This is a genomic window from Natronomonas aquatica (assembly GCF_024449025.1).
Classification (GTDB): domain Archaea; phylum Halobacteriota; class Halobacteria; order Halobacteriales; family Haloarculaceae; genus Natronomonas; species Natronomonas aquatica.
Genome location: NZ_JAHLKM010000011.1, coordinates 14,733 through 31,143 on the forward strand (window position 1 = coordinate 14,733; position 16,411 = coordinate 31,143).

Annotated in this window: 14 protein-coding genes; 5 read left to right on the top strand and 9 right to left on the bottom strand. The window is 65.9% G+C overall.

What is annotated here, in order from left to right:
• Window positions 1-95 precede the first annotated feature (95 nt).
• On the top strand, window positions 96-1,523 hold the full coding sequence (locus KM295_RS09490; protein WP_256029710.1) for a sensor histidine kinase: 1,428 nt from the start codon (window positions 96-98) through the stop codon (window positions 1,521-1,523).
• Window positions 1,524-1,536: 13 nt separating this feature from the next.
• Here the strand turns inward: KM295_RS09490 and KM295_RS09495 are convergent, their stop codons facing one another.
• Entirely contained in the window at window positions 1,537-1,920 is a 384-nt protein-coding gene (locus KM295_RS09495; protein ID WP_256029711.1) for a Zn-ribbon domain-containing OB-fold protein, read from the bottom strand.
• Window positions 1,917-3,083, bottom strand: coding sequence for a thiolase C-terminal domain-containing protein (locus KM295_RS09500; RefSeq protein WP_256029712.1), 1,167 nt, complete (start codon window positions 3,081-3,083; stop codon window positions 1,917-1,919). The genes KM295_RS09495 and KM295_RS09500 overlap by 4 nt, the downstream gene beginning before the upstream one ends.
• 401 nt (window positions 3,084-3,484) lie before the next feature.
• On the opposite strand from KM295_RS09500, the gene KM295_RS09505 reads away from it, so the two are divergent.
• Both KM295_RS09505 and KM295_RS09510 read left to right on the top strand, forming a co-directional pair.
• Window positions 3,485-3,964, top strand: coding sequence for a DUF5658 family protein (locus tag KM295_RS09505; RefSeq protein WP_256029713.1), 480 nt, complete (start codon window positions 3,485-3,487; stop codon window positions 3,962-3,964).
• 19 nt (window positions 3,965-3,983) lie between these two features.
• Window positions 3,984-4,406, top strand: a complete 423-nt coding sequence (locus KM295_RS09510) for a hypothetical protein (protein WP_256029714.1) — start codon at window positions 3,984-3,986, stop codon at window positions 4,404-4,406.
• Window positions 4,407-4,410: 4 nt separating this feature from the next.
• On the opposite strand, the gene KM295_RS09515 is transcribed toward KM295_RS09510, so the two are convergent.
• The 4 genes from KM295_RS09515 to KM295_RS09530 form a co-directional block, all read right to left on the bottom strand.
• Entirely contained in the window at window positions 4,411-4,992 is a 582-nt protein-coding gene (locus KM295_RS09515; protein WP_256029715.1) for a GNAT family N-acetyltransferase, read from the bottom strand.
• 59 nt (window positions 4,993-5,051) lie between these two features.
• Window positions 5,052-6,518, bottom strand: a complete 1,467-nt coding sequence (locus tag KM295_RS09520) for a two-component system sensor histidine kinase NtrB (protein WP_256029716.1) — start codon at window positions 6,516-6,518, stop codon at window positions 5,052-5,054.
• Between the two features lie 93 nt (window positions 6,519-6,611).
• Window positions 6,612-8,456 (bottom strand): PAS domain S-box protein, encoded by a 1,845-nt coding sequence (locus tag KM295_RS09525; protein ID WP_256029717.1) that lies wholly within the window; start codon window positions 8,454-8,456, stop codon window positions 6,612-6,614.
• Window positions 8,446-9,906 (bottom strand): DUF7125 family protein, encoded by a 1,461-nt coding sequence (locus KM295_RS09530; protein WP_256029718.1) that lies wholly within the window; start codon window positions 9,904-9,906, stop codon window positions 8,446-8,448. Before KM295_RS09530 ends, KM295_RS09525 begins: the two co-directional genes overlap by 11 nt.
• 93 nt (window positions 9,907-9,999) lie before the next feature.
• On the opposite strand from KM295_RS09530, the gene KM295_RS09535 reads away from it, so the two are divergent.
• Entirely contained in the window at window positions 10,000-11,055 is a 1,056-nt protein-coding gene (locus tag KM295_RS09535) for a glycosyltransferase family 4 protein (protein ID WP_256029719.1), read from the top strand.
• An 80-nt stretch (window positions 11,056-11,135) separates the two neighbouring features.
• On the opposite strand, the gene KM295_RS09540 is transcribed toward KM295_RS09535, so the two are convergent.
• Together KM295_RS09540 and folP are read right to left on the bottom strand one after the other, a co-directional pair.
• Window positions 11,136-11,675 carry a PadR family transcriptional regulator gene (locus tag KM295_RS09540; protein WP_256029720.1) on the bottom strand — a complete coding sequence of 180 codons (540 nt, stop codon included), beginning with the start codon at window positions 11,673-11,675 and terminating at the stop codon, window positions 11,136-11,138.
• A gap of 136 nt (window positions 11,676-11,811) precedes the next feature.
• Entirely contained in the window at window positions 11,812-14,286 is a 2,475-nt protein-coding gene (gene folP / locus KM295_RS09545) for a dihydropteroate synthase (RefSeq protein WP_256029721.1), read from the bottom strand.
• A gap of 94 nt (window positions 14,287-14,380) precedes the next feature.
• Between folP and KM295_RS09550 the strand changes: the two genes are divergently transcribed.
• The gene (locus KM295_RS09550) at window positions 14,381-15,505 is read left to right on the top strand and encodes an acyl-CoA dehydrogenase family protein (protein ID WP_256029722.1); all 1,125 of its coding nucleotides are present in this window, start codon (window positions 14,381-14,383) and stop codon (window positions 15,503-15,505) included.
• A 21-nt stretch (window positions 15,506-15,526) separates the two neighbouring features.
• Here the strand turns inward: KM295_RS09550 and KM295_RS09555 are convergent, their stop codons facing one another.
• The gene (locus KM295_RS09555) at window positions 15,527-16,390 is read right to left on the bottom strand and encodes a 3-hydroxyacyl-CoA dehydrogenase family protein (protein ID WP_256029723.1); all 864 of its coding nucleotides are present in this window, start codon (window positions 16,388-16,390) and stop codon (window positions 15,527-15,529) included.
• Window positions 16,391-16,411 lie beyond the last annotated feature (21 nt).

The window sequence follows — 16,411 nt, forward strand, 5'->3', positions numbered from 1 at the left end:
ACCGTTCGATATCGCCCCCGGTTTTTATATACTATGACGAATATATCCCCTGAAGATGGGGGGTATGAGATGAGTGACTCTGGGAGGTATTACCGATGGGAGTGACAACCGACCCCGCCCGCGTCCTCTACGTCGACGACGACCCGTCCTTCACGGAGATGCTCTCGACGGTCCTCGAACGCGAGACGGACTGTCTCGTTATCGAAACCGCTCGCGACGCCGAAACCGGTCTCGAGACCGTCCGCGAGGAACCGATCGACTGTGTCGTCTCCGATTACTCGATGCCGGGAACCGACGGGCTAGAGTTCTTGCATTCGGTCCGCGAGGAGGACGACGAGCTCCCGTTTCTGCTTTTGACGGGACGCGGAAACGAGGAAATCGCGAGCGAGGCGATCTCTGCGGGCGTGACGGATTACATCCAGAAACAGGGCGGGACCGATCACTACTCGCTTCTCGCCAACCGGATCACGAACGCCGTCGAGCAGTACCGGGCGGGACAGAAACTCGAACGCCGAAACGAGGAGCTCGAACGGGTGAAAAACCGGTTCCAGTCCTTTCTCAAACACTCTCCGGACGTGATCACCGCGATCGACGGGGAGGGCCGGATCCAGTACCACAGCCCGGCGATCGAACGCGTCCTCGGGTACGACCAAGAGGAGCTGGTCGGGACGAAAGTGGTCGATCACGTCCATCCCGACGACAGAGAGCGCGTGTCCGAGGGGTTTTTCAGCCTCGTCGAGGAGGGCGAGGGAACGGTAACCCAAGAGTACAGAGTCGAGCACGCCGACGGCTCGTGGGTCTGGCTCGAGTCGGTCACCAGCGCCGACGAGGAGTTCCGCGACGGCGGGTACGTGATCAACTCCCGGGAGATCACCGAACGGAAGCGCCGGGAGCGCGAGCTCGAACAGAAGACCGAGCGACTCGAGGAGTTCGCTAGCATCGTCAGCCACGACCTCCAGACGCCGATCACGGTCGCCGACGCCAGACTCGAGATGGCGATGGCCGAGTGCGACAGCGAACACCTCCCGCCGATCGGCGACGCGTTGACCCGGATGGACGAGATCATCGACGCTACCCTGACGCTCGCCCGGGAGGGGCGGGTCGTCGACGAAACGGAGCCGGTCGATCTCGACGCCGTCGCCGATCACTGCTTCCGGACAGTGACGCCCGAGCAGGCGACGGTTCGTGCCACCACGGGGCTGTCGCTCGAGGCCGACCCCGAACGGCTCCGGCACGTCCTCGAGAACCTCTTTGCCAACGCCGTCGAGCACGCCGGCGAGGACGTGACCGTCCGGGTCGAGGATCTGCCGAACGGCTTCTATGTGGCCGACGACGGCCCCGGAATCCCCGAAGACGAGCGGGAGAAGGTGTTCGAACCGGGCTACTCGAAGACCGACTCCGGGACCGGCTTCGGGCTCGCGATCGTCGAGGAGATCGTCGAGGCCCACGGCTGGACGATCGATGCGACCGAAAGCGACGCCGGCGGTGCCCGCTTCGAGATCTCCGGCGTCGAGACAGTTTGAACGACCCGCGGACCTATACCGGCTCGAAGACGACGAGCCGATCGCCGCTTTCGCTTTCTCCGATGCCGATCTCGATCGTCTGGCCGATCTCGACGTCCTCGTTGTCGACGCCACGGACCTGTCCGGTGATCCGGACGGGCCCGAAGTCCGCGACCGCGACGACGAAGGGGGCGTCCGCCGCGAAGGACGGCCCGGCGACGTGTGTGACCGTCGAGGTCAGGATTTCGCCGGTCTCCGGCAACGGCTCCTCGGTGAACTCCCGCTCGCCGGTCTCGGGGTCGATCCGCCGGGGCGGCAGCCAGCCGTTCCCGCTCGGGCTCTCGAGATAGTACGGCTCGCTCTCGGCTAGGGCGTCGAGGAAGTCGTCGTAGCCGGCGTCCCGCGTTTCCTCGCTCATTGTGTCACCTCCAGCACCGTCACGACACAGCTTGCGACCGTCCCGCCGGCGTTGTGTGCGAGCGCCGTCTCGGCGTCCTCGACCGCGTCGCTGTTGACGTGATCGCCGCGCAACAGTTTCGTGAGTTCGGAGATCTGCCCGCAACCGGTCGCGCCGACCGGGTGGCCCTTCGCCTTCAGGCCGCCCGAGAGGTTGATCGGTAGCTCGCCGTCAATTGCCGTCTCACCCTCGGTAGCGGCGTCGATCCCCTCGCCGACCTCGTAGAAGCCGAGCGCCTCGATCGCCAGTACCTCCGCGATCGTAAAGCAGTCGTGGACCTCGGCGAAATCGACGTCGTCGGGGCCGATCCCGGCGTCGGCGTAGGCAGCACTCGCGGCCCGTTCGGCGGCCGGCGCCCGCGCCATCGAGGCGCGATCCTGCAGCGCCATCCGGTCGCCGCCCTGTCCCGTGCCGACGATCGCGACCTCGGGGTCGAGCCCCCGTTCCTCCGCGAAGGACTCGCTGACGAGCAACGCGGCGCTGCCCCCGTCGCTCATCGGCGAGCAATCGTAGAGCCCGAACGGCGAGCAGACGTCGGGCGCCGTCAGGACGTCCTTGACGTCGATCGACCGCCGGAACTGCGCGAGTTCGTTCTCGACGGCGTGATCGTGGTTCTTGACGGCGATGTGGGCCAGATCCTCCCGCGTCCCGCCGTACTCCTCGAAGTAGCGGTTGGCCATGAGCGAGTACGCCCCCGGGAACGTCATCCCGGCGTTGATCTCCCATAGCGCGTCGGCGGCGGCCGCGAGCCCCGCCGTCCCGTCGGCCGTCGAGAGGTTCGTCATCCGTTCGGCGCCGCCGACCAGGACGACGTCGACGTCGCCGTTTCTGATACGGTTTACCCCGTGGCGAACCGCCGCGCCGCTGGAGGCGCAGGCGCTCTCGATGCGCGTCGCCGGTGCCGTGACGCCGGCCGCCTCCGCGGCGAGCGGGCCCGAATGGCCCTGACCTTCGGCGAGTTCGCCCATGTAATTACCGTAGAAGACCTCCTCTACGTCCTCGGGAGCGAGCCCCGAATCGTCGTAGGCCTTGCTCGCGGCCTCGGCGAAGAGGTCCCGGGACGTCCGTTCGCCCTGGGCACCGAACGCCGTCATTCCGACGCCCGCGATCGGTACCCGTGTCATTGTACCCCGTCCCTGTCGTTCGTGTCGAGTGTTCCTTTCATGTCACTCCGGATGTCGTCGTTCCGTCGCTCGGATCCCACTGTTCCGTCTGTTGACAACGTTGGACATACTCGGTGACCGATACTGATGTGTCTGTCGAATGTCGTCAGGGCCGCTCGTGGGGCCCAGTACACGCCGGGAGCGATCGACCTCCCTGACTGTGGCGCACCGAGGGATCGCCGATTCCGGTAAGACCTCCGGGAGGTCTCTGTGACGATCCGGACGGGCGTTATACCGGCAAAAACCAGTTTAGCGATCGGTTAAACGGATCGTGAGACGCGTTAGCGTGGAAATAAATATATACTTCCCGTTTCATTGCTCGATACGGAAGCTGAAACAGCCGACTCCCAGCCCGATCACCGATGTCCACACAATCTGACACGATACAATCGAACGCCCGCCGATCCCGGTCCCTGTCGCGCGGTGAGTCGGAGACGCTCGGTGAGTGGAAACGCTACAACCGCTCCATCCGTTTTTATGGGGTTGTCCTGCTTGTCGGAACGAAACTCGCCGATGTCGCCACGACCGCGGTCGGCCTCCAGTACCTCCCGGGTATCACCGAGGCCAACCCCGTCGCCGATCACCTCTTCGTCGAGTGGGGGCTGTTCACCGGGCTGACGGTGCTTGGGACCGCGTCGGTGTTTTTCGCCGTCTGTGCGGCCGAACTGTTCGGACTCGAGGTCCGCCGACGGCTCGGGCTTCCGCGGACCGCGCTGTTCGCACAGGTGTCGATCTATCTGACGCTCTCGGCGCTGTTCGGGTTGGTCGCGATACGAAACGGCCTGTTGATCGCCGATCAGACGGTCTACGTTCTCGGCGAAACGATCGGACTCGGCGGCTAGCGCGGTTCGGGAGGATCCAATGACAGACTACAACACGGGGGACGAAACGGAGCCGAACGGAACGACTATTGTCTATCCGGGTTCGACCGGGAGCGAGGAAGACGAGGCCGTACTCTCGGATATCGATCCCGTCGAGACGATCGCCGACCGCGTCGATACCGACCGGATCGCCGACGAACTCCCCGCCGGCTGGACAGTCAAGCCCGACCTCGTCGTGACCGACGAGGAACCGCTCGCCGAGACACTGCTGTTCGAGGGGTCGCCCGCCGAGCCACGCCTCGTTCTTCGGCCCGCCGACCCGTCCCGGGCGGGTGAGGATATCGAGTTTTACGAGCGACACGACCCCCGGGCGACCAGCGAACGGACGATGACCGTCGATCGACTCCGGGAGGCGATCAGGGTCGCCGTCAACCGGGTTCACCAACTCGAAGGCGAGGGGTAGCCGGTCACCGTCCCGTGTCGTACTTGTAGGTCGCCTCGTCGGGATCGATCCCGAAGTCCTCCGGCGTCTCCTCCGGTCCCGTGTCGGGTTCCTCCTCGGCGGCCCGCTTGAAGCGCTCTCTGAGCCGGTCGGGCATCTCGAAGGCGTCGGTCTCGATGACCATCGGCACGGCCTCGGGATCGAGCGATTCGCGCTTCGCCTCGAGCCGCTCTCCGAGCGGTTCGGGGAGTTCCTCGGGGGCGACCCCCTCGAAACCGAACTGGACCAGATACTCGTGGGTCCCCGTTAGCGCGTACACCCGGTCGAAGCCCTCCGCCCGCGCCCCGTCGACGAGTCGCTCGACGACGTGGGCGCCGACACCCTGCTTTCGCCACCCGTCGAGGACGCCGATGCTCGTCAGTTCACAGACCTCCTCGTCGTCGACGGTGTGGAGCCGGATCCGGCCGAACCCGGCGCGGGCGTTCGATTCCTCGTCGACCGCGATGACGTAATCGCGGGACCGAAACGCCGTCTCGTCCAGGCCCATCGCCTCGATGTGATCCAGAAGCCAGGCCTCATCGCGGTTGCGTGCGTCCCGGACGTACATGGACCCTCCTAGACTCGGCAGGGGCAAAACCGTTGTCGTTGTCGCCCCGGCCTGGCGGTTTACTCGGCGACGGGGAGCGTCACCACGAAGACCGCGCCCGTGGGGTCGTTGTCTTCGACCCGGGTGTCCCCCCCGTAGCTGTCGACCAGCGACTGCACCAGGTACAGGCCGATCCCCGTACCGGCGCTGTCGAGTCCCTTTTCGCCTTTCCCGAAGATCTCCGCTTTCTGTCCGTCGGGGACCCCGGGACCGTTGTCGGCGACCCGCACCCTGACGGACCCGTCTTCGCGCCCGACGGCGACCGCCACTTCCGGCGTGTCCTTGTCGTTGTGCTGGATCGCGTTGTTCAACAGGTTCCGGAACACCGAACCGAGCATCGAGTCGGCGGTGACCGCCGTCTCCGGGAGCGGCTCCTCGAGGCGGATCTCCGCGTTGGGGTGTTCGGCGCGGAGTTCTCGGACCTGCTGTTGCAGCGTCGATCCGAGGTCGACGGTCGTGGTCTCGCTGTCCGACTGGAGCATCACGTCGGCCAGATCCCGCGCGCTACCCGTGAGATCGATCGCGTTCTCGACGGCCTCCCGGACGGTCTCGAGGTCCCCGTAGGCCTCCTCTGTCACGGACTCTTTCAGCATGTCGGCGTAGCCTTTCACCAACTGGAGGTCGTTGCGGATGTCGTGGCGGACGACCTGGTTTAGCAGTTCGAGATCGTCGCGCTGGCTTTCGAGTCGCTTCTCGTATCGCTTCCGGTCGGTGATGTCCTGGGCCACCGCGACGAACTTCTTGACCGCGCCGTCCTCGGTCACGACCGGCGAGATCGTCTGTTCGAGGACGACCCGCTCGCCCGCCTTGGTCTCGTCTACCATCTCGTGGTTCCACTTCTCGCCGGCCAAAAGCGTCTCCCAGAGTTCCTCGTAGAGCTCTCCGTCGCATTCGCCGGATTGGAGGACAGCGGGTGTCTCGCCGACGATCTCCTCCCGACTGTAGCCGGTAATTTCCTCGAAGGTGGGGTTGACGTACTCGATCGTGCCGTCGGTGTCGGTGATATAGATCGCGTGGCCGGAGGCGTCGGCGGCCTCCCGGAACTGTCTGAGTTCGTCCGTCCGGCGTTGTAACTCCAGGGACCGATCGCGGAGTCGAAGCAGCGTCCGGATGCGCCACTCGAGTTCGGCCTGTCGGGTCGGCAGCGAGACGATCTCGTCGACCGTCGACTCGAGTACCGCTCTCTCGATCCCGTCGTGGTCGTCACCGAGGAAATCCTCTCCCTGCCCCGAGTACAACAGGAGCACGGGCAGGAGGACGGGCTTTGCATCCGATCTGGCTTCGGCGATATCCGCTCTGTGTCGCCGCAGTCCCGGCTCGTCGACGATACAGAGATCGAACTCGGCGTCGGTGACCGGTCGCTCCCCCCGATAGACGGTGTAGGCCCCGTCGTCGAGCCAGTCCTCGAGGACCCGCTCGTTGCCGACGTTCGATACGAGCGGGTAGATGACTGCCGGTTCGTCCGTCTGTGTCGAATTATGATCCATCGGTCACCCGTGTCGCTTCCACGCCGAACCCGGCTCGGAGCGGCGCGCTCGCGCGTTCGTAAACCGTGGTCGCGGTCGTGGTCGTAGGCATGTTTACGCCTCCGTCTCCGTACACCGCGGCAGCGTCAGCGTGACGTCGGTTCCCCGCGGGTCCCGTTCGGTGACCTCGATCGATCCGTTCGATCGGCTGACGATCCAGTACACCAGCCACAGCCCGAGCCCGCTCCCGTGGTACAGATCGTCGATCGCCCGACCGGTCTCGAGTACGTCGCGGTCCATCTCCGGGATCCCGGGGCCGTCGTCGATGACGTGTATCCCGACCGTCTCGTCGTTCGTTCCGATGCTGATTTCGACCGATGGCGTCTCGCGATCGTTGTGGTTGATGGCGTTTCTGACGAGCTCTTCGATCGCTTCCCTGATCTTGAGCGTCGTCGAGACGAACGCCCGATCGGGGACGTCGATGTCCAGTTGAACGTCCGATCGGGACCCGTTGATCTCCTTTGCGATCGAGCGGACGGTGGCGGTGACGTCGAGCGGTTTCAGATCGGAATCCTCGCTGAGCAGGTCCGTGATCGCTCGCGATTTCTCGCCGGTTTGCATCAGATCGTCGGTGTGTGTTACGATACGTTCGGCCGTCTTTGCCGTCGTCCCGGTGGTCTGTCTGTGGATCTGTTCTGCCAGCCCCCGGATCACCGTCAGGTCGTTGCGGAGGTTGTGCCGGAGGATGTTGTCGATCACCTGCAGTTGCCGCGTTCGCTCCTCGAGGTCGGTCACGTCCCGACAGATCGCCAGCGTCCCCGCGAGGTCGTCGTCGTCGTCGTAATAGGGGTACCGCCTCGTGCTGAAGACCGCCTCCTCGTTCGAGCGTTCGAACGTCGGGGAAACCGCGTACTGAACCGGGGACTCGGTCTCGAATACCTCCGATTTCCTTCTTTCGATCAGATCGGCCGTCGCCTCGTCCATGAACTGGTGTTCGTCCCCACCGAGAAGCTCTGCTTCGGGACACCCAGCGAAGTCGACCAGCGCCTCGTTGACCAACTCGAACGCCCCCGTCTCGTCTTGGAGCATGATCGGGTCCTCCAGCCGCTGGACGATGTCCCGGTGGCGTTTGAGGCGGTCCCGCAGTTCCTTGCGCTCCGTGATGTCAGTCTGGACGGCGACGAACGCGCTCACCTCGCCGTCGTCGGTTATCGGGGCGATCGTCTGGTAGGCCGTGTAGAGTTCGCCGTCCTTCCGTCGGTCGACGATCTCGCCCTCCCAGACCGACCCCGAGGAGATAGTCTCCCATAGCTCTTCGTAGTACTCGACGGACATCTTCCCGGAGTTCAGGATGTCGGGCGTCTCCCCCATCACCTCCGCCCGGCTGTAGCCGGTGATCTCCTCGAAGGCGGTGTTGACGTACTCGATCGTGCCGTCGGCGTCAGTGATGAAGATGGCGTGGCCCGAAGCCTCGACAGCTTCCTGGAACCGGCGGAGCTGTCGCGTCTGTGTCTGTAGATCGAGCGACTGGTCACGGAGCCGGAGCAGCGCCCCGATGCGCCACTCGAGTTCGGCCTGTCGGATCGGCAGCGAGACGATCTCGTCGACCGTCGAGACGAGCACGTTATCGGCGATCTCCCCGCGATCGGTTTCGATGATGTCCGATTGATGCTCGGACAAGAGAAGCAAAACGGGCAGCAACGCGGGCTTGGCTGCCGATTTGACCTGTTTGAGGTCGTCTTTGTACTGCTGTAACCCGTCTTTGTCGACGACACAGACGTCGAACTCGGCGTCGACAATCGGGCGGTCGTCGTTCGCGAGCAGGTACGAGTCGTGGCCGGCGATCCACTCTTTGAGAACGCGGTCGTTGCCGCTTCCCGACACGAGTGGATAGATAACAGTCGGCTCTCCGGGCTGGATCGTGCCGCTTTCGTCCCTCGCTTTCGGACTACCCGTCATCGTCGTTCCAGTCCGGGGTGCCCGTCAGGATGCCGCGAAGTTCCGACAGCGGCTCGCCGACGATCAGCCCCTCGCCGGTGATCTCGAGCGTCCGAAGGCTCCGCTCGAAGTCACTCGTTCGCATCTTGAGAACGCCGATCACCTTGCAGAGTTCGCCCCGGTACTCGACGTGTCTGAGAACGACGATGCTGTCGGCGAGATGGCTCACGTTCCGCTCGGTCGCCCGGAACTCCCCCGTGATCTGGTGGACCTCGTTCGTGACCAGCCCGGTCACGTTCATGTTTCGGAGGTACCGGGCGATCTTGACGAGCTGGTGTTCCGGATCACTGCCGGAGTTTCGGAACGCCCGTTCGTATCCGGTGACGCCATCGAGCATGACGATCTCGGCCGATTCGTCTTCGACCTCCGTTCGGACGTGGTGGGTGAACTCGTCGACGGTGAGTTCGTCCGGGCCGATCTCCTCGACCGTGAGGGTGCCGGCGTCGATCATCTCCCGGACGGGGACGTCGACGGCTTCGGCCCGCTCGAGTATGGTCCGGCGCCCCTCTTCGAAGCTATACAGCACCGACCGGCGATCGCGGCTGGCAGCCTCCTTCAGAAAGTGAAGGCCGGTCGTCGTCTTGCCGACGCCGGTAGGGCCGCTCAGGAACGTGATCGTCCCCATCGTTATCCCGCCGTCGAGGAGCGAATCGAGCTCCGGAACGCCCGACGAGAGCCGCTCCATGGCGCCGTCCCGTCCGTGCTCGCTCGGGTCGAGTTGGGGCCAGACGGCCATCCCGTCGTCGTCGATCGTCACGGTGTGGGGGCCGCGCTTTGCCGACGAGCCGCGGAACTTCGAGATCTGTAGCGTCCGCCGGTTCCGTTCGACGTCCAGGTTGACGACCGCGTCGACGAGAAACTGGAGGTCGTCGTCGGGGATCGAGGGGGCGGCCTGGGAGGTCAAGAGCACGGTTGCCCCCGCCCCTTTCAGGAACTCGATCAGACTCAGTATCTGGGTCCGGAACTGGCGTTCGTCGGGCGTGAGGTGTCTGATCTCGGTAACGGGATCGATCACGACCCGGTCCGGATCGATCGCTTCGATCTCCTCTCTGATCGCATCGACCAGCGAGGGGTTCTCTACTTCCCCGGAGCGGAAGAGATCGTACGTGTTGTCGGTCCGAAACTGATCCCCGGACGGGGAGAGATCGAGAAACGCGATGGCGTCGGTATCGAACCCGAAGCCGTCGGCGGTCCGTTCGAGATACGCCGTGGGTTCGCCGAGATTGATATACAGGTTCGTGCCGTCCCGACCGTGTTCTGTCGTGAGAAAATGGAGTCCGAAGATGGTCTTGCCGGCACCGGGGGCACCCCTCACCAGCGTCGCCGACTCCGGCAGCAGCCCGCCCTCGAGTACCTCGTCGGCTCGCGGGATTCCCGTCGGGATACGATCTGCCGGTTCGTTCGCGTCCATGCCGTCGAGTACGGGCAAAAGATACATAACTGGAGCGATCCCCTCCGGCCCCGTTCCGGACCATTTTTTATACAGGCCGCCGACAGACGGCGTATGCGAATCGCGGTCGTCTTCAGGGATCCGCCGCCGCAGTCGGAGCGCTCCGGTGCCGTTCGGCTCCGGCGGCTCGCGGCGGCGCTCGACGACCGCGGCCACGAGGTGACGATCTACTGTCTCCCCTGGTGGGAGACGGCCGGCCGGCGGCTGGAGATCAACGGCCTCGAGCACGAGGGCGTCACCTTCGAGCATCCGGCGCTGTTTTACACGCGGCTCCCCGGTCTCTTGGCCCGCCACAGTCCCGACGTCATCCTGGCGTCGGCGTCGCCGGCCGGGGCAGTCGTTTCGGCGTGGCTCGGCGCCCGCCTCGCGCGCGTCCCGCTCGTCTGTGACTGGTACGGGGACGAACCGGCTGTTCCGGCCTCGCGGTGGACCGAACAGGCTGCGAGCCTCCCGACGCGGGTGACGACGCCCTCCGAGTTCCAGCGTACCCGGGTCCGGGAGTACGGGGCGACCGAGTCGAACACGACCGTCATCCCAGAGGGGATCGATATGTCGCTCGTTTCCTCGATCGATCCGGGCGAGCACCGCGATCTCTCCTACGCGTGTCGGCTCGACGACGACTCGAACCTCGAGGATCTCCTGCTCGCGCTCGCGGAACTCCGCGACCGGGGGGACTGGACGGCGACGATCGTCGGCGACGGCCCCGAGCGGTCGGCCTACGAGCGGCAGGCGCGGGACCTCCAGCTCGCCGGCCGCGTCGAGTTCGTCGGCGATCTCCCCCGCGAGGAGCGGATCGCCGTCTACCGGAGCAGCCATACGTTCGTCCAGACCGCTCGCCGGGCGACCTTCGCCGAGGAACTGCTGTGGGCGCTGGCCTGCGGGTGTGTCGGCGTCGTCGAGATTCAGGGCGAATCCAGCGCCCACGAACTCGTCGAGCGGCGCGAGCGGGGCCTCCGCGTGACCGACATGGACGAACTGGACGAGGCGATCGAGGAATCGTGGTCGATGGGCTCTCGCGACATCGACAAGGCGTTTCAGTCGTTCGATCACACCGCGATCACGGGCCAGTACGTCGAGCTCTTCAGGGAGTGCGGCGTCGACGCTCGGTGAAGGCTCGGAGCCCGGCGGGGACTCGAAACCGCGTCGGGAACCGGTGTCGCTCCCGAACGGGCGTGTCCTCTAGGTACGCGTCACTCCGGTTGGATCCCTTCGAGCCAATCGAGGATCTCGTCCACGAGCCGGAGCCGAAGGTCGAGCAGGTCCCGTCGGTAACCGTATCGCTCGTGGTCGTCGATCGCCTCGTCGTGGCTGTGCCGTACCGTCTCGATGTGATCGCGCGCTTCGAGTGCTTCCTCCCGCAACCGGTCGACAATCCGCCCCTGATCCCCCTCGGGTAGGTGGTGAAGCGATCCCAACTTCATCATCAGCATCGGTCGCTGCATCGGGTGGAAGAGATCCTCGACCGGCTCGAGAATCAGCGATTCGAGCCGTTCCCTCCCGGCGTCGGTGATCGCGAACGTCGGCGGCTCGTTGCCCGCCGCTTCGACGTCCGATTCGATCAGCCCCTCTTCGTTGAGGCGGTCGATGGCCGACCACACGACGCTGGTGCCGGCACCCCAGTATCGGCCGAAGTTGTGCCGCAGTCTCTCCTGGAGTTCGCTCTTCGTCAATCCGGGCTCTTCGTTGAGCATACAGAGAACGCCCATATCGGCCATTTTTGACTGTTTCATACCCTCTCTTCCCGGCTCGAAGGAAAAAAACCACGGGGTCGTGACGGATTCGGCGAGTTCCGCGGTCGGCCTCGAGGGACGTCGAGGGATCCGACCGCTCGGATCAATACGATCCCGGGAGGTCATCCGGATTCGGCTATCCCCGTTCGACCCGGTCCGGCTTTTGGGTCGCCGCCGCCGTCTTCACCGCGGCGACGTTTTCGGCTACGTCGTGGACGCGGACGATGTCGGCCCCGCGTTCGGCGGCCAGCGCGCTGGCGGCGACGGTCGCGGCGAGCCGTTCCTCCGATCGGTTCTGGTCGATCAGTCCGAACATCGACTTCCGGGAGTGGCCCACGAGGATCGGACACCCGATCGAGCGGAACTCCCCGAGTCGATCCAGCAACTCGAAGCTCTCTGTCGCGGACTTCCCGAACCCGATCCCGGGATCGACGACGATCTGTGAGCGATCCAGCCCGGCCTTCTCGGCGAGCAGCACCCGCTCGGAGAGGGCGTCGATCGTCTCGCGGACCACGTCGTCGTAGGCGATCTCGGCGTCGGGGTCGACCGGCGTGTTGATCGAGTGCATCACGACGACCGGGACGTCGTGTTCGGCCGCGACGAGTCGCATCTCGGGATCCTCCAGCCCCGAGACGTCGTTGAGAATGTCCGCGCCGGCATCCAGGGCCGCCCGGGCGACCGCCGCCTTGCGTGTGTCGACGGAGACGGCGACATCGGCGTCGATCCCATCGAGCGCCTCGATGACGGGGACGACGCGGTCGATCTCCTCGTCGACAGGAACGGGATCGGCTCCCGGACGCGTCGACTCGCCGCCGACGTCGACGATGTCGGCTCCGGCGTCGATCAGGCGTTCGGCCTGTTCGACGGCGTCCGCGGTCGTCTCGTACCGACCGCCGTCGTAAAACGAATCCGGCGTCACGTTGAGGATCCCCATCACTGCGGTGCCGTCGCTCCAGGGGTACGTCGGGTCGGAAGCGCCCGTCGTCTCCCGTCCGGTATCCTCCGCGACCGCGAGCCCACGCCGGAGTTCGGACACGAGGCCCGGAAGTCCGTTGTCAGCGTCATCGAGTGCCTCGAAGAGCGCCTCGAACTGTGCGTGCGTTCCCATCAGAACGGCCTCGACGAGTTCGCGCTCGCGGACGTCGACGCCGGAGACCGCACACTCGCCGCCGAGTGCCCGGAGTTCCCGCTCGAGTACGGCCGCCTGGTCGGGCCGAACGCGGGTGGTAACGACCCGATGGACGCCCCCCGACCGTGCCCGGTCGATCTCGGGGGCGGTCACGTCGGCCCGCCGGAGGGTGTCCGCCGCCGCCTCCAGATCATCGACCCGTGTCGTGACGTGCGGACGCGTCCACCGGCGTCGGGCCTCGGCGACGGCGAAAAGCGACCCGCAGACGACGACCGCATCCTCCGGGCCGGCGGCCGTCATCGCCCGCCTGACCGCGCCGGCGACGGTACCGACCGGCTCGACCGTGTCGGCCCGGCCGTCGGCCTCGAAGGCAGCCGCGAGCGCGTCGGCCGTCTCCGCACGCTCGAGGTCCGGACGGCAGGTGTAGACGGCGTCGGCCGGGGGCAGGGCCTCGATCATCCCCGCGTGGTCCTTGTCGGCCATCGCACCGAAGACGAGACGTAGATCCTCGTACTCGAAGCTTTCCAGCGTCGCGGCCGTGCCGGCACAGCTGCCGGGGTTGTGGGCCCCATCGAGGACGACGAGCGGTGTGCGGTCGACGATCTCGAACCGCCCCGGCCAGTGGGCGTTGCGGAGACCGCGCTCGATGTCGGCCGTCGAGACGTCCCCGATCTGTCTGGTCAACACCGCGGCGACGCCGGCGTTTCGGCCCTGGTGGGCGCCCAGGAGCGGAAGCGCGGTTTCGACCCGCCAGCCGGCGCCGTCGATCGTGACCGGCTGTTCGATCGCCGTCCGGGATCCGGAAGTAACGTTCACGTCCGCTCCGTCCGTTCCGCCGATCCGGACGACGTCGCTGGCGACCTCGCGGATCACGTCGAGGGCCTCCCCCTCCGCGCCGGTGACAAGCGGCGTACCTTCGGGCGCGATGGCGGCCTTATCGCGGGCGATCTCTGCGATCGTGTCCCCGAGGATGTCGGCGTGTTCGAGCGTGACGTTCGTGACCGCCGCGGCGGCCGGCGAGAGCGCGCTCGTCGCGTCGTGTTCGCCGCCGATCCCGACCTCGATCACCGCGACGTCGACGTCCTCCGAGGCGAACGTCTCGACCGCGAGCCCCGTCATCGCTTCGAAGAACGTCGGCGAAAGGCCCTCGGCCGCCCGCGAGCGGACGTACGGTTCGATCGTTTCGACGTACGAGCCGACGGCCGCCTTCGGGACCGGTCGTCCGTTGACCCGCACCCGCTCGCGGAGGTCGTCGAGATGGGGAGACGTGTACAGCCCGACGTCGTAGCCCGCCTCCCGGAGGACTGACTCGACCATCCGGGCGGTACTGCCCTTTCCGTTCGAGCCGCCGATCTGGACGACCCGGAGGGTTTCCTCGGGCGAGCCCAGATACTCGAGCAGCCGCCGCGTCGGGATCACGCCCGTCCGAGACGGATACCGGCGGAGGTCGAACAGGAAGTTCGCCGCCTCGTGATACTCCATATCCGTGGCAGGACGGCGAGCGGTTTATCCCTTTCCGGTTGTGCTCGCCGTAGCGATCACACGAATTATGCCGGTCCGCACCGATACGGTAGCCATGGCATCCACGGACGAACGGCGGCTCATCGAGGAAACGGTCGCGGATTTCGTCGAGGCGGAGATCCGCCCCGTCGCCGCCGAGGCCGACGAGACGCAGACGTTCCCCGAGGACGTCTGGGACGGGCTCGCCGAACTCGATCTGACCGGGCTGACCGTCTCCGAGGAGTACGGCGGGTTCGACGCCGATCAGTTGACGTACAGTGTCGTCAACGAGATCCTCGCCCGGGGGGACCTGTCGGTCGCGACGGCGCTTTCGGTGCACTGTCTCGCCACCGCCTGTATCGAGGAATTCGGTACGGACTCCCACAGAGAGGAGTGGCTCCCGGCGATGGCCGACGGGCGCCCGGTCGGAGCCTTCGCCCTTTCGGAACCCGGGGCGGGCTCGAACCCGGCGGAGATGACGACCGAAGCCCGAAAGGACGGCGACGAGTACGTCATCGACGGAAAAAAGCAGTGGATCACGAACGGCGAACGCGCCGGCGTCGTCATCCTCTTTGCGAAGACCGACCGGGACGAACCCGAGTCGGTGACGCAGTTTCTGGTTCCGAAGGACACCGAGGGGCTGGAGGTCGGCAAAAAGGAGGACAAACTCGGGCTCCGGGCCAGCGACACGACGACGCTTCTGTTCGACGGCGCGCGGATCCCCGAGGCGAACCGCCTCACCGAGGTCGGCGACGGGCTGAAGGCGGCCTTCTCGATTCTGACCGGCGGCCGGATCGCGATCGCGAGCCAGGCTGTCGGCGTCGCCCATGCGGCGCTCGAGGCGGCGATCGAGTACGCCGGAGAGCGCGAACAGTTCGACAAACCGATCGCCGACCACCAGGCGATCGCCCACAAACTCGCCGACATGGCAACGGACGTCCGAGCAGCACGGCTTTTGACCCGCGACGCCGCCGAGAAGAACGAAGATGGGGTCGACCCGATGGCGGCGAGCATGGCGAAGTACTTCGCCAGCGAGACGGCCGTCGACGTCGCCAGCGAGGCCGTGCAGGTCCACGGCGGCTACGGCTACACGAAGGACTTCGACGTCGAGCGGTACTACCGGGACGCGAAGATCACGACCATCTACGAGGGCACCTCCGAGATCCAAAAGGAGATCATCGCGAGACACCTCGGGGAGTAGGCGACCCGTCGGGACGCCCGGTCAATCGTACGTGTAAAAGCCCTCGCCGGTCTTCTTGCCGAGATCCCCTGCCTCGACCTTCCGTTTGAGGAGATACGCCGGCGTGTACCGATCGCCCAGCTCCTCGTGGAGCGTTTCGGTGGCGTGCAGACAGATATCGAGCCCGATGTGGTCGGCGAGCTCCAGCGGTCCCATCGGAACGTTCGTCCCGAGTTTCATCCCCCGGTCGATGTCCTCCTTGGTCGCAACGCCCTCGTCGAGGGCCCGGATCCCCTCGTTGACCCACGGCATCAGGATTCGATTCGAGACGAACCCGGGCTTGTCGTCGGATTCCCAGGTCTCCTTGCCGAGGTCCTCGGCGAACGCGTGGGCGAACTCGACGGTTTCGGGGGCGGTCTTCTCACCGGAGACGACCTCGACGCCCTCCATGATCGGCACCGGGTTCATGAAGTGAAGCCCGACGACTGACTCCGGGCGATCGGTCGCGGCCGCGATCGTCGTGATCGAAAGCGTCGAGGTGTTCGTCGCGAGCACCGCTCTATCGGAGGCGATCCCGTCGAGTTCACCGAATATCTCGCGTTTGACGTCGATGTCTTCGAGGGCGGCCTCGACGAGGACGTCGCAGTCGGCCAGATCCGCGAGGTCGGTCGTGCCCGTGATACGCTCCAGTGTGGCCCCGGCTTGGGCCTCCGTGAGCTGTCCCCGGTCGGTCAGCCGTCCGAGGCTGTCCTCGATCGTCTCGAACCCGCTTTCGACGTACTCGCGTTCGATATCGCGCATCGAGACGTCGTAGCCCGCGACGGCGGCGACCTGTGCGATGCCGCTACCCATCGTCCCGGCACCGACGACCCCGATCCGGGTGACAGAGGAGAGATCCGGTGTCATGGGCGGGCTCACGGCCAGGCC